At 34.4% G+C, this 14,374-nt stretch carries 10 protein-coding genes; 5 read left to right on the top strand and 5 right to left on the bottom strand.

Features of this window, described 5'->3' with window-relative positions:
* Window positions 1-71: 71 nt before the first annotated feature.
* Together ABID42_RS15850 and ABID42_RS15845 are read left to right on the top strand one after the other, a co-directional pair.
* A complete protein-coding gene (locus tag ABID42_RS15850) occupies window positions 72-2,510 on the top strand; it encodes a glycosyl hydrolase 115 family protein (protein WP_367284491.1) in 2,439 nt (812 codons plus the stop codon).
* Between the two features lie 152 nt (window positions 2,511-2,662).
* Window positions 2,663-3,538, top strand: a complete 876-nt coding sequence (locus ABID42_RS15845; protein ID WP_367284490.1) for an aldo/keto reductase — start codon at window positions 2,663-2,665, stop codon at window positions 3,536-3,538.
* Window positions 3,539-3,609: 71 nt separating this feature from the next.
* Here the strand turns inward: ABID42_RS15845 and ABID42_RS15840 are convergent, their stop codons facing one another.
* From ABID42_RS15840 to ABID42_RS15820, 5 genes are all read right to left on the bottom strand, one after another.
* Complete coding sequence (locus ABID42_RS15840; protein WP_367284489.1) at window positions 3,610-4,194, bottom strand: LutC/YkgG family protein; 585 nt, start codon at window positions 4,192-4,194, stop codon at window positions 3,610-3,612.
* Window positions 4,195-4,365: 171 nt separating this feature from the next.
* Window positions 4,366-4,758 carry a VOC family protein gene (locus ABID42_RS15835; protein WP_367284488.1) on the bottom strand — a complete coding sequence of 131 codons (393 nt, stop codon included), beginning with the start codon at window positions 4,756-4,758 and terminating at the stop codon, window positions 4,366-4,368.
* Between the two features lie 220 nt (window positions 4,759-4,978).
* Entirely contained in the window at window positions 4,979-6,355 is a 1,377-nt protein-coding gene (locus ABID42_RS15830) for a lactate utilization protein B (protein ID WP_323256177.1), read from the bottom strand.
* A gap of 101 nt (window positions 6,356-6,456) precedes the next feature.
* Window positions 6,457-7,176 carry a (Fe-S)-binding protein gene (locus ABID42_RS15825; protein WP_367284487.1) on the bottom strand — a complete coding sequence of 240 codons (720 nt, stop codon included), beginning with the start codon at window positions 7,174-7,176 and terminating at the stop codon, window positions 6,457-6,459.
* A gap of 78 nt (window positions 7,177-7,254) precedes the next feature.
* Complete coding sequence (locus ABID42_RS15820) at window positions 7,255-8,130, bottom strand: AraC family transcriptional regulator (protein ID WP_323256181.1); 876 nt, start codon at window positions 8,128-8,130, stop codon at window positions 7,255-7,257.
* Window positions 8,131-8,382: 252 nt separating this feature from the next.
* On the opposite strand from ABID42_RS15820, the gene ABID42_RS15815 reads away from it, so the two are divergent.
* From ABID42_RS15815 to ABID42_RS15805, 3 genes are all read left to right on the top strand, one after another.
* Window positions 8,383-9,639, top strand: coding sequence for an MFS transporter (locus ABID42_RS15815; RefSeq protein ID WP_367284486.1), 1,257 nt, complete (start codon window positions 8,383-8,385; stop codon window positions 9,637-9,639).
* Between the two features lie 119 nt (window positions 9,640-9,758).
* Window positions 9,759-11,273 (top strand): alpha,alpha-trehalase TreF, encoded by a 1,515-nt coding sequence (gene treF, locus ABID42_RS15810; RefSeq protein WP_367284485.1) that lies wholly within the window; start codon window positions 9,759-9,761, stop codon window positions 11,271-11,273.
* 231 nt (window positions 11,274-11,504) lie between these two features.
* The gene (locus ABID42_RS15805) at window positions 11,505-14,309 is read left to right on the top strand and encodes an outer membrane beta-barrel protein (protein WP_367284484.1); all 2,805 of its coding nucleotides are present in this window, start codon (window positions 11,505-11,507) and stop codon (window positions 14,307-14,309) included.
* Window positions 14,310-14,374 lie beyond the last annotated feature (65 nt).

The raw sequence follows: 14,374 nt of genomic DNA, 5'->3' as shown, positions 1-14,374 counted from the left end.
TAGATTCATTCAGTAGAATATTCAAGACCTTAGCTTTATAGATTAACACAAAACCTTCAAATGTTTGAAATATGAAATTGATTCCGTCTATTTTCTTTGCTCTTTTTTCCATTTTTACCGCTTTCTCACAAAAAAATAATACTACGTTAGATTTCTCTCGTGAGGTAAATATTGTTTATAATACTCAAATTCCTTTGGTGACTACGACTGCTCAATTATTTAAAAAAGATATTGAACAAGTATTTGATTCAAAAGTGAATTTTAATCAAAAAAATGTATCAAAAGCTTCTCTAAATGTTATTTTACGCATCGCTGGCGAACCTATTGCTGCTGATTTGAAAAAAGTAATTTCAGCAAATGATAAAAAAATCACAGGTAAATGGGAAGTATTTAGTTATATCAATCAGCTAAAAAGTCAAAAGCAAACGTTGATTATCACTGGAAGTGATGCTCGTGGATTGGCTTATGGAGTATTGGAACTCTCAAAAAAAATAGGAGTAAATCCTTGGTATTTTTGGGCGGATGTTCCTATCGTAAAATCTACAAGTAAAAAAATATCCGTTTCGGATACTGTCAGCGTTGAACCTTCTGTAAAGTATCGTGGTATTTTCTTGAATGATGAAGATTGGGGCTTACAACCTTGGGCTGCTAAAACTTTTGAACCACAAACAAAAGATATTGGACCTGCCACTTATGCAAAAATTTTTGAATTATTGCTTCGCTTGAAAGCCAACCTTATTTGGCCAGCCATGCACCCATCAACAAAGGCTTTCTATCATTTTCCTGAAAATAAAATTGTTGCTCAAAAGTATGGAATCATCGTGGGAACGTCTCATGCAGAACCTATGATGAGAAATAATGTGGACGAATGGGATGATAAGACGATGGGAGATTATAATTTTTTCACGAACAAGGATAAAATCATCAATTACTGGGAAACTAGAATCAATGAAATAAAGGATTATGAAAACTACTATTCGATTGGAATGCGTGGCAAGCACGATAGCGGAATGGAAGGTGCAAAAACGATTGATAAAGCTGTAGAAACGACGGAGGAAATCATTCAAATTCAAAGAGATTTATTGAAAAAGTATGTTAAAAAGCCTTTAAATGAGATTCCTCAAGCCATGACGCTCTACAAAGAAGTTTTGAATTTGTATGAAAATGGCATGAAAATACCTGATGATATTACGTTAGTTTGGTCTGACGATAATTATGGTTATATCAAAGGTTTAAGTAATGAAACTGAAAGAAAACGTAAAGGTGGTGCTGGGGTTTATTATCATGCTTCTTATTGGGGACGACCACACGATTATCTTTGGTTGGGAACAACACATCCAGCGCTAATTCATTTTGAAATGAGTAAAGCTTATGAAATGGATGCGAAAAATATTTGGGTTTTGAACATCGGTGATATTAAACCTAACGAGTATTCTATGCAATTGTTTCTGGACATGGCTTATGATATGAAGCCTTTTCAAGAAGGAAAAAGTGTTAAAACACATTTAAGTAAGTGGACAAATGCTCTTTTAAAAAGTCCTCAATCGGCAGATTTACTCTGGCAATATTATCAGTTAGCTTTTATTCGTAAACCTGAATTTATGGGTTGGAGCCAAACAGAACCTACTCGTGCTACACATCCCACTACTTTTACTCCTACTGAAGTAAATGAACGTTTGCAGCATTATCAACAACTTGAAAAGGAGGTTTTGAAAAATCGTCCAACTGATAAAACACTTGCTGATGCTTATTTTCAATTGGTGGAATATCCTATTTTGGCTTCCAGTAAAATGAATCAGAAGTTTCTTTACTTGGATAAATTTTATGAAAAGCCAATTGCAGAAAGAGATAATAATGATGTGAATTTTCAAGCTGCTATTCAAAACTATCAAAGTATTCAAGATTTAACGAGCTACTATAATAATCAATTATCAGGCGGAAAATGGAAATACATGATGAATGCCGCTCCTAGAGGTTTACCCGTGTTTAACCATCCTGAAAAATTACTAAAAGTTGAACAAAAGAATGTTGCGGAAAGTCCAAAAAATATTAAAATCGCTGCGGGAGATTATGTTTCGGTAAAACAAGGTGTAAATACTTTTTGGAAAAAAATTGCAGAACCAAGTTTCTCTGGTTCATCTGTTGTAAGCGAACCATTTCGTTTAGGGAAATCTCTTGATAGTACTAAAACTGACGAACTTCCTACTTTAACGTATCAGTTTAATGTAACTGAAAATGCTCTTGCAGATTTAAGTATTGTGGCTTTGCCATTGCATCCTGTTCAAATGGGGCTTGGACAAAGAATTGGTATCCAAATAGACGAACAAAAAGTACAAATTCTTAATTTTCAGACTTATGACAGAAGTGAAGAATGGAAGCAAAATGTACTTTCAAATACAGCAAAGAGAATTCTTAAAATGAATAAACTCAATGCAGGAAAGCATACTTTCAAGGTTTTTATGATTGACCCGGCAGTTGTTCTTGACCATTTTGTATTGAGTTTTCATTAAAGAACTTAATCAACTTGGCGGTTTCTGAAGGCTAGTCAACATCAAAAATTAACCTGAAACACAATTTATCTGCCTTTTTGTTTTCAGTCTTATATAATTTTCCAATCTTTGAGCAATCTTATATTCGATTATATTAAAACCAATTAACTTTTATGAATAAAGTCTATTTGAGTGATTCTGGTCCAAAGGTTTCTGAGGCAATCTATGGATTTTGGAGATGGGCAGACAACGGTTCTGAGACTGTTGCTAATATGGAGAGGATTGTTAATTTATGTTTGGAATTAGGTATCAATACTTTTGACCATGCAGATATTTATGGCAATTATACCATCGAAGAATATTTTGGGAAACTCATTCAGCAAAAAGCCATCAAAAGAGAAGAAATTGTACTTTTTAGCAAATGTGGCGTTCGGAAATCTGACAAAGGTTATGTGTATTATGATAATACTGAAAAGTACTTGTTAGAAAGTGTTAATAATTCCTTGAAAAGGCTTAAAACAGATTATTTAGATATTTTCTTGTTGAATCAAATCGACATGATAAGTAATCCTGAAGAAACAGCACAAGTATTAAGAGAATTGGTAAACAGTGGGAAAATTAAACATGTAGGTGTTAGTAATTTAACAGTATTTCAACATCAGTTGTTAGAATCGTATTTGCGTAAACCCATCGTAACGAACCATATTGAACTCAATCTTATCAATACTTCTGCGATTGAAGATGGTAGATTAGATTTTATCAAGCAACGTTTTAGCAAACCCTTGGCTTGGGCTCCTTTGGCTGGCGGTAAAATTTTGGATGGTACAGATGCAAAATCTGCTATCATAAGAGCAAAATTGACTGAAATCGGACAAAAATATGATGCTAATGTTGAACAAACTGCTGTAGCTTGGCTTTTGCAATTAGGTACTTTGCCAATTATTGGTTCACTATCTGAAGAAAGAATCCGTAACGCTGTAAGTGCTACAGAAATTAAACTGAACCACGAAGATTGGTATGAGATTTATAATCTGGCGATGATGAAGTAATTTTCCATAATCGTTTGATGCCAATTAAAAAGGCAAGTGATGTAAGTTTCACTTGCCTTTTTTAATGAAAACTATTGAATTACATAAACAGTTAATCCACGTGCGCCGTGTGCGCCAATTACTAAACTTTGCTCAATATCTGCTGTTTTTGATGGCCCAGAAATAAAAGTACCGAAACCAGTTTCGTCAACTTTTACTCTTTCATAAGCTCGGTGCATATTAGTTACGATTTCTGAATTTTTAATAATGATGACTAAATACTGAGTAATCATTGGCAATACTCTATGTGGTAATTGCTTTTCAGAAACCCAAATTGCTCCGTTTTCTGCCACGCCAAATTCACCTTCAATGATGGCTAAGTTCAGGGTTTCCAGCTCATGTGGGTCACTTACGTTCAAACTAAAATCAGCTAAATCTGCTAATGCTTCAACAGTTGATGCAATTTTAGTAACGTCCTTATAATGTGCTTGAATATCTGCTTTTATTTCTTCGTAAGAATTTACAGCAATAGCCTTCCCTCCTACAAAACTGAGAATTTCTGCAAATTTCTCGAAGTTATTTTCATAAACCGTATCAAATTTATACTGAACAGTTAGCTCTCTGTATTCAGGTTGATTTTGTTTGATAAGGGATAATATTTTTTCTCTGCTTGACATTTTTTTATTTTTTTGAGACTTTGGGATTGGGGACTTTAGGACTGGAGGACTTTTAGACACAAGATGTAGGAATTGAAGATATCTCGCCGGCTGGTGGTCTGTGAAGACACAGATCACGGCACTGGTAATTCCTAAAGTCCTCAAATCTTAAAGTCATAAAGTCTCTAATCCTTAAAATCTATTTTCAATCAAATCCCAAAGATTTCCGTATAAATCTTTAAATACTGCTACTGTACCATAAACTTCTTCCGAAGGTTCTCTGACGAATTCAATTCCTACGCTTTTCATTTGGTGGAAATCTCTCCAGAAATCGTCTGTTTTCAAAAACAAGAATACTCTCCCACCCGATTGATTTCCGACACTTTTCTTTTGTTCTTCATTCACAGCTTTTGCCAGTAATAAACAAAAACCATTTGAATTTTGTGGTCGTACCAAAACCCATCTTTTACTTTCGGTCAGTGGCGTATCTTCCACGAGTTCAAATTGTAGTTTTTGCGTATAAAACTCAATAGCTTCGTCATAATCACGCACGACTAAAGTCATTTGAGAGATACTTTGTTTCATTTTTTTAGACTTTAGGATTTGGGGAGACTTGAGGACTTTAAGACTGGAGGAATTGTTTGGGACTTGAGGACTTTAAGATTAGAGGATATATTTCCCATGTTCTGTATCTTCTCTAAAAACTCCAACGAAACATTTGATTCTTTTATTTTGTATCTTGATTCCTGTATCCTAAAGTCTCCAAATCCTTCAGTCATAAAATCCTAAAGTCTTAAAGTCTAAATTACAAACCCTTTTCACGAATATACCAATCTCTGAAACTTTCTTTTGGAGGCTCAGGCATTTCTCTTTGATTGTACCAAGGATTCATTCCATTATTCACCAAGAAAGGAGCATTTTTCATAAAGAATCTACCTAATTTTCCTGCTGTTCTAAAGAATTTTGGAGAATTCAAAACCATTGCCATTGAATTAATTCCTGCAGCTTTTACTTTAGAAACATGACCACCCTGTACCAATACTTGTCGCCATTTATACAATTGGTCATGAATATCAATTTTCACTGGACAAACATTTGAACATGAGCCACAAAGCGTTGAAGCAAAAGGTAAATCTGCATTCTTTTCCATATCCAGATTTGGTGCCAAAATAGAACCAATTGGTCCAGCTACAGCGGAGTGATAACTAAATCCACCCGAACGACGATAGACAGGACAAGTATTCATACAAGCGGCACAACGAATACATTTCAAAGAATTTCTAAAATCTGGACGACCTAATTGTGTTGTTCTGCCATTATCTACCAAGATAATGTGCATTTCTTGTCCTTCACGTGGTTTATGGAAATGACTTGAAAAAGTAGTAATCGGTTGTCCAGTGGCACTTCTTGCTAATAATCTCAAGAATACACTTAAATGTTCAGCTTTAGGAATAATCTTTTCAAAACCCATCGAAGCGATATGAACATCCGCCAAATGCGTTCCCATATCGGCATTTCCTTCATTGGTACAAACCACAAAACCACCTGTTTCGGCGATGGCGAAGTTTACGCCCGTCAAAGCTACTTTTCTTGTCAAGAACGTATCTCTTAAATGTTGGCGAGCCGCTTCGGTTAAATATTGCGGGTCAGTTGCACCTTTTTCTGTACCTAAATGGATATGGAATGTTTCGCCTACATCCGCTTTTTTTAGGTGAATAGCTGGTAAAACAATATGCGAAGGCGGTTCGTTTCTCATCTGAACGATACGTTCGCCCAAATCTGAGTCAATTACTTCTATACCTTCTTCTTTCAAAAAATCATTCAAATGGCATTCTTCCGTCAGCATGGATTTTGATTTCACCATGCGAGTAACACCTTGTTTTTTCAAGATAGAAAGTACAATTTCGTTATGTTCTTTTCCATCAGAAGCCCAGTGTACTTTAATACCGTTTTGCGTAGCTTTTTCTTCAAATTGCACTAATAAATCGTGCATATTCGACAAACCATGATTCTTGATTTGCGAACCCGCTTCACGCAATTGTTCCCATTCAGGAATCTGAAAAACAGCTTTATCACGCTTTGAGCGTACAAACCAAAGCGTTTCGTCGTGCCAGTTTACGTAATCTTCGTCTTTATTGAATTCGACCGATGCCGTAGCGTGGTCTTTGATTGGAGTATTCATCAGCTATTTTTTTAATTGTGAATGAGTGATTTAGTGATTATTAATACAAGCAATCATTAATTCACAATTCACTAACTCACAATTTACTTAATCACAATTGACTAAATTTTACTATTCAAAATTTCTGCGATATGTTTTACTTTCACGTTTGAGCCTTTTCTTTTCAAGATTCCTTCCATGTGCATCAAACAAGAAACGTCTGCACCAGTAATGAATTCAGCTTCATGACGAAGATGGTCGGCTACTCTATCTTTCCCCATTTTGGCAGAAACGGCTTCCTCAGCTACACAGAAAGTACCTCCAAAACCACAGCATTCATCTTTTCTGTCTAATTCAATGATTGATAAACCTGCAACCATTTTTAATAATTTTTCGGGTTTTGAATAAGGTTGGGCAACCAACTCTGACATCTGAGCAAGTTTCAATCCACGTTGTCCGTGGCAACTTTGGTGTAAACCAACTTTGTGTGGAAAATGTGCTTGAAGGTTTTCTACTTTTAATACATCAACTAGAAACTCTGTGAGTTCATAAATTTTAGCATTGCCTCCATCTTTGCCCAACACATGGTCTTTCACATGAAGTGTACAACTTCCTGATGGCGAAACGATGTATTCGTAACCTTTAAAGTTTTCAAGAAAATTTTTGTCACATCCTTTACTGAGATGTTCAAAACCAGAATTTGCCATGGGCTGTCCACAACAAGTTTGATTTAGTGGATAATGTACTTCACAACCAAATTTCTCTAATAGCTCCAAAGTAGCAATGGCTACGTTCGGATAAAATTGGTCGATATAACAAGGAATAAACAGCGCTACTTTCATCGTTTTGGATCTACAATTCAATCTTTTCTATAAAGCCCAAAATTACATGTAAAATACTCTTTAAAGCGTACTGTACTCTTATGCGGAAACACTTTGATTGAGTTCTTCGATAAAAGCTCTCCGAAACTGAGAGGGACTTTTCCCTTTAAATTCTCTGAAAACACGCCCAAAATAAGACACATTATTGAACCCACAATGAAAACAAACATCCGTAATCTCCTCGCCTTTCAAAAGCATTTTACAGGCTTGATTTATTCGATATTCATTCACAAATTCAGTAAATGTTTGGTTGGCATTTTTTTTAAAGTAATTACAAAAAGCAGGAATTGTAAGGCTCGACAAATCAGCAACTTCTTGTATATCAATCTCTTGACCAAAATTATCTTCTACAAATTTGTAGATTTTGTTCAAGCGTTCTTGGTCTTTTAAACTAAAATTATAACGTATATCAGAAGCATTGAGCAAAACATACTCTGTAGATTTTGCTAGAAATTGAAGAATACCGAGTAACTCAATTAATCTTTCAAAATGAGACAGTTCAAGTAATTTTCTAAAACGAAGATTGAGTTCTTCACGGGTTTCACCATAAAATGAAATTCCTTGTTTGGAACGTTCAAAAAGTAATTTGATAGCAGACATTTCTTGTACTTGAATAAAGCCATCACCCAGAAAATTTTCTTTGAATTGAATTACCACTTCCTCGTGTGTTCCAATGGCTCCATAACCAAAACCAGAATGCGGAACGTCTGAGCCAATCATCACCAAATCGCCATTGGTATAATAGCTTAAATGATTACCCACATGTCTTCTTCCTGAACCCTGAAATACCAACACAATTTCATATTCTGGATGATAATGATAGCTCCATCTGAAAGTACCCGCCGATACTTTATGATGCAAAATCCTGAAAGAACTCCCTTCGTCAGGCTGGATTATTTCAAATTCTGCTTTCATTTAATATTTTTTATACAAATTATGAATATTTCCATTTTTATGGCTAATTTACTGAAAAATTTACTTCTTAATAATATTAATTATTAATACAGTAACATTTTCTAATAATCAAAGAGTAGTTTTTTAACCAATATTGTCTGAATTTTGTGAAAACATTAACCATTTATATAGCTACTTTATCATCAAGCCAATAACGCCAAAGAAGCGGACTGACGTCCGCTTCTTTTTTTAATATTATTAGCATCCCAAACCATGAACAACTGGAAAATTAAAGTATCGATATTTATCAATTATTTCCTTTTTGCCATTCTATTGAATAGCGTTGGAGCGGTGATTTTACAAGTACAAAATACTTATGGAATCTCAGAATCTTCGGCTTCTGTTTTAGAGGCATTTAAAGATTTGAGCATTGCTGGTGTTTCTTTTCTAGTTGCTTCCTTTATTGTAAGAATTGGCTATAAAAATTCTATGTTGATTGCACTAGGAATTGTTTCAATTACTTGTTTGATGATGCCTTTTTTAAATCAATTTTGGATGACAAAATTGCTATTCGCTTCCATTGGTACTTCGTTTGCATTGATAAAAGTTTCGGTTTATGCCACAATTGGTTTAATCACCAAAGATAAAAACGAGCATATCAGCTTAATGAATTTCATAGAATCGTTCTTTATGATTGGTGTGCTTACTGGTAGCTTTGTATTTAGTGCTTTTATTGACGACTTAAATCCACAGTCGCCTGCTTGGGTAAATGTTTATTATTTATTAGCTGGTTTGGCTGTTTTTGCATTTGTATTATTGTTGACTTCCCCTTTGGATGAATCAAGCATTAAAAAAGAAAGTACTGAAAACACATTGGGCGGTTTTAATGAAATGCTTCGTTTGGTAATTGTTCCAGTGGTTTTAGTTTTTGTGGCGAGTGCTTTTATTTATGTATTAATTGAACAAAGTATCATGAGCTGGCTACCGACTTTCAATAGTAAAGTATTACATTTACCAGCCAGTTTGAGCATCCAAATGGCAAGTATTTTAGCCGCTTCAACAGCAATTGGTAGATTTTTGGCTGGAATTGCACTTCGAAAAATCAAATGGCTTTTTGTATTACTTACTTGTGTCGTTTTGGCGGGAATTTTAGTCATTGTAGCTTTACCACTTGCTAAAAATTTAGGTGATGAAGCGATTACAGGTTGGGGGAATGCTCCAATTGTTGCTTTTATTTTTCCGATGATTGGTTTGGTTATTGCGCCAATTTATCCAGCAATTAATTCCGTTATTTTAAGTTCACTTCCCAATCGTCAGCATGGAGTAATGTCGGGTTTAATTGTGATTTTTTCAGCATTGGGTGGCACAACAGGTTCATTAATTACTGGACATATTTTTGAAGCTTATGGTGGCGAAAGTGCTTTCTACTTTTCATTGATTCCACTGACTATTTTAATTGTATGTTTGATTGTTTTCAACAAATTATCAAACAGCGAAAAAGTTGAATTAAAGAGTACAGGAGGGCATTAATTGATATTTTTTATAGATTGAGCATTAATTATATTTTATAAACAATCACTTAAAACAAAAGGCTACAAGGGACAAAATAATTTGAGCGATTATGCTATACTTTGTAGTGTCAAATCAAGATGTCCAATAACAATTATACCCAACCAGATCATCCCTTCGATGAATTGTTCGTCGCCGTGCAGATGAGCGATATTTTTCCTGACTCCAAAACTTTTAATGATTACATTCCAAAGTATGCGTCTGAGTTAATTTTGGAAAAATATTTACAAGAAAAAAACAATCCCACTTTTAACTTAAAGCAATTTATTGATAATAACTATACTGCCAATTCAATTCCATCAAACGATTATAAAAGTGATACTTCAAAACCAATCGCTGAACATTTATCAGCATTGTGGTCAATTCTTACTCGTGAACCCAACCAACAAGAACAAGAAGGTTCATTAATTCAATTGCCTTCACGCTATGTAGTTCCGGGTGGGAGATTTCAAGAAATTTATTATTGGGACAGCTACTTCACAATGCTTGGCTTGCAAGCAAGTGGACAAATTGATTTAATTGAAGGCATTATTGATAATTTTGCTTTTTTGATTGATAAATTTGGCTACATTCCTAACGGCAATCGTACTTATTTCTTAGGGCGTTCGCAGCCACCATTTTTTTCTTTAATGGTTGAATTACTCAGACAAGAAAAAGGCGATGAAGTATTGCTTAAATATTTGCCTGCTTTAGAAAAGGAATATGACTTTTGGATGAAAGGTAAAAATCCGTTGACTAAAGAAAAGGAAAATATTGCCATTAATAGAGTGGTAAAAATGCCCAATGGAGGTTTTTTGAATCGATATTGGGATGAAAATAATACTCCACGACCAGAAGCATATAAAGAAGACGTTGAATTAGCTGAACAAGCTACAGAAAAAACCTCAGAAATTTATCGGCACATCAGAGCAGCAGCAGAATCTGGTTGGGATTTTAGTAGTCGTTGGTTTAAGGATGGACAAAATATGAGTACCATTCACACAACTGATATTATTCCTATAGATTTAAACTGTTTACTCTTAAATCTTGAAAAGACTTTATTCAAAGCTTTTTTATTGTTAGATGATAATTTTTCTGCCAACAAACTCTATAATGCTTCAAAGCTCAGAGAAAAAACCATCAAGAAATATTGTTACAGCGTAGAAGCTGGGTTTTACTTTGATTATGATTTTGTAGCTCAAAAACATACGGAAGCTTATACTTTAGCGGCGGCTTTTCCTCTGTTTTTTGAAATTGCTAATAAATTTCAAGCAACCAATGTTTCCAGAATCATCAAAGATAGATTTTTGAAAGATGGCGGTTTAATTACAACGACTACAAATTCTGGTCAACAATGGGATGCCCCAAATGGCTGGGCACCTTTGCAATACATTACTTATCAAGGATTAAAATCTTACGGATTTGATATTTTAGCCGATAAAATCAAAACTCGCTGGATTCAAAGTAATGAAAAAGTGTATTTAAAAACGGGTAAAATGACCGAAAAATACAACGTAGAAACACCAAATACCGAAGCTGGTGGAGGAGAATATCCTAATCAAGATGGTTTTGGATGGACAAATGGCGTATTCTTGAAATTCCTGAATTTTAAGTAAATCATTCTTCATTTAAGGCGCATCATGTTTATTATTGTTGATAAGCATGATGCGTTTTGCTTTCCTCCTATGTTGCTCAAAAAAAATAAATCAGCAACCCTGCAACAAAAGCTTCACTCTTCCTCTCTTTTTACAGAAATGTTAAAAAACGTTAAGTACTTTTTTATTAACTAAAAAAATAGTTAATTTGACTTTTGATATTTAAACCTCCACACAATCAACTCTATCATCATGTATAAATCTACTTTATTCCTTTTTTTCTATCTCGCCTTTTCTACCCTAATGTTGGCACAAAATCCAGCCAGAGTAACGATAAAAGGCATCGTTCAAGACACGAATTCAACAGTAATGTCTGGCGCAACAGTTATGTTATTACAGCCAAAAGATTCTGCTTTGGTTAATTTCTCAAGAGCGAACGACAAAGGTGCTTTTGAATTCAGAAATGTTAAAAATTCCAATTATTTACTCAAAATTTCCTTTGTCGGATTCCTTCCTTATCAGCAAAATGTAAAACCTTCAGAAACTGATATTGCAGATTTAGGAGCTATCAAAATCAAACCCATTGCTCAAGAATTACTGGAAGTAGTTGTACGAACAGCCAAAGCACCATTGAGTATCAAAGGTGACACGATTGAATACAATGCAGCTTCATTTAAAGTACCACCTGGTTCATCGGTTGAAGATTTACTTCGTCGTTTGCCAGGTTTAGAAGTAGATGCCAGTGGAAATATCAAAGCACAAGGAAAAGACGTAAAAAAAGTATTAGTGGATGGAAAAACGTTTTTTGGCGATGACCCAAAAGCTGCAACCAAAAATTTAGGTGCTGAAACGATTTCTAAAGTACAGGTTTTCAATGGAAAATCTGACCAAGCTTTATTAACAGGCATCGACGATGGTAAAAAAGAAAAAACCATCAATCTTGAATTAAAAGATGAATACAAAAAAGGAGCATTTGGGAAAATTACGGGTGCTGTAGGAACAGAATCAAGAAATGCTTTCAGAGGAAATTATAACCGTTTTAATAAGAAAGAACAGTTTTCGATACTCGGTTATGCCAATAATATCAACGAAACGGGCGTGAACTGGAGTGATTACGGCGAATTCAAAGGAAATAATACTTTTAATCAGAATGATAATGGAGACTTCGGTTTTGGTAGTGGCGGTCGATACTATTTTTCTGATGGCGGTGGTATTACCGATAATTTTGATGGAAGAGGTTTCACCAAAAACTTTGGTAGTGGTGTGAATTATAATTATACTTATCAAAAAACGAAATTGAGTACCAGCTATTTCTACAATCAGACAGATTTAAAACTAGATCAATTTCAAAACACTAAAACGTTTTTGCAAAACAATTCTTTCTCTACGACTGATACGACAAAAACCACTAATTTCAGAGGGAACCACAGTATTGCTGGACGCTTTGAGCAAATGCTAGATTCAAGTAACACTTTAATTACCAAAGCAAGTTTGCGTTTTAGTAATTCTAACGGAACAGATTTGAAAAGTCAGCGTTACTTAACCCAAGAAAATGCACTTCGTAATGCTGTAGCTATCAATAATAGTTCAGATTTGAATGCCTTTAACTTTTCGGGAACGGCTATTTTCAGACATAAATTCAAAAAGAAAGGACGTACTTTAGCCGCTAGTTTGATGTACAATGTTGCATCGACAGATGGAACTGATAAACTTTATTCATTAACGAAGTTTTTTGCAGCACAGGATGTCAACGAGCAAATCAGAGCCATCAGTCAATTAAATCAAAATGCCAATAATACTAACTTTTTGAAAGGTGGATTAAATTTCCTAGAGCCGCTTTCAAAGAAAATCTATTGGGAAAGTTTCTATAATTTCAGCAACAATAAACAAGAAGTAGGAAGAAATGCCTTCAATGGTTTATCAAACAATGAACGTTTTGATAGCTTGAGTACATTTTACCAAAACGATATTACTTATAACAGAATTGGTAGTAGCATACGTTATTCTCATGCGGGGATTAATATTTCAGCTGGTTTAGCTGGACTTCGCTATGATTTGAATGGAAAAGTTTATCCTAAAAAAGATGCTCCTTTAAATACTGAAATCAATAAAAGCTACGATGCGCTTACTCCAAACCTTTCAGCAAGTATCGAACTGAAAAATAATGCTTATATAGGCTTCAACTATAATTTGAATGTGGAAGCACCAAGTATCACCGACTTACAACCAGTTGTCAATAACAATAACCCTTTTTACATTACAAAAGGGAATCAAGATTTATTGCCTGTTAAAAGTCATGAAGTTGGATTGGATCTTTACAAATTTGACCCTTCTACTTTTACCAATATTAGCTTGTGGACAAGTTATAATTATTACTTAAGTCAGGTCGTTTATAACCAAACGGTTGACCAAAATTTTGTTACGACAACTCGTCCAGAAAACATTTCAGGCGGTACTCGTTTCAATACTGGACTTTACACAAGCTTTCCGATTGTAAAAACAAAACTTACAGTTAACCTAAACGGAAATGTTAACCTTACAAATAACCCAACGTTTATCAACGGAGTTAAAAATGAAACGAATAACCAAGGTTATAACATTACTTTAGGTTTTAGCATTACTCCTAGCGATAAATTATTAATGGGACTTAGTGGAAGTTTAGGTTTCACGAAGGTTAAATACTCTATCGAAGAAGGACAAAATCAGAACATTAATACAAAAGGATTGGATGCGTCTTTAAAATGGAATTTTGCAAAGAAAACCTTCTTTGAAACAAATCTTGATTACAATGGCTATAAAAACGATCGTTTCGGATTCAATCAAGACATTCCAATCTTGAACTGTTCTGTAAGAAGATTACTGATGAAAGACAATAAAGTTGAGCTTCGTTTAGCAGCATTTGATGTGTTCAACAAACGTCAGACAATCTCACAACGTGGTTATCAAAACGTTGTGACGAACCAAACTGCATTAACTTTAGCTCGTTATTTTATGTTGAGTATCACTTACAACGTAAAAGGACATGTGGATAAATTAAAGAAAAATAATGGTTGGTAATAAAAGACTTAAAACTGAGCAATGTTTAATTTAAAACTTATTGTTCAAAGTCAGTAATTATGCCA

The organism is Arcicella rosea (assembly GCF_040543805.1).
GTDB lineage: Bacteria > Bacteroidota > Bacteroidia > Cytophagales > Spirosomataceae > Arcicella > Arcicella rosea.
This window is presented reverse-complemented; position numbering and strand designations above follow the sequence as displayed.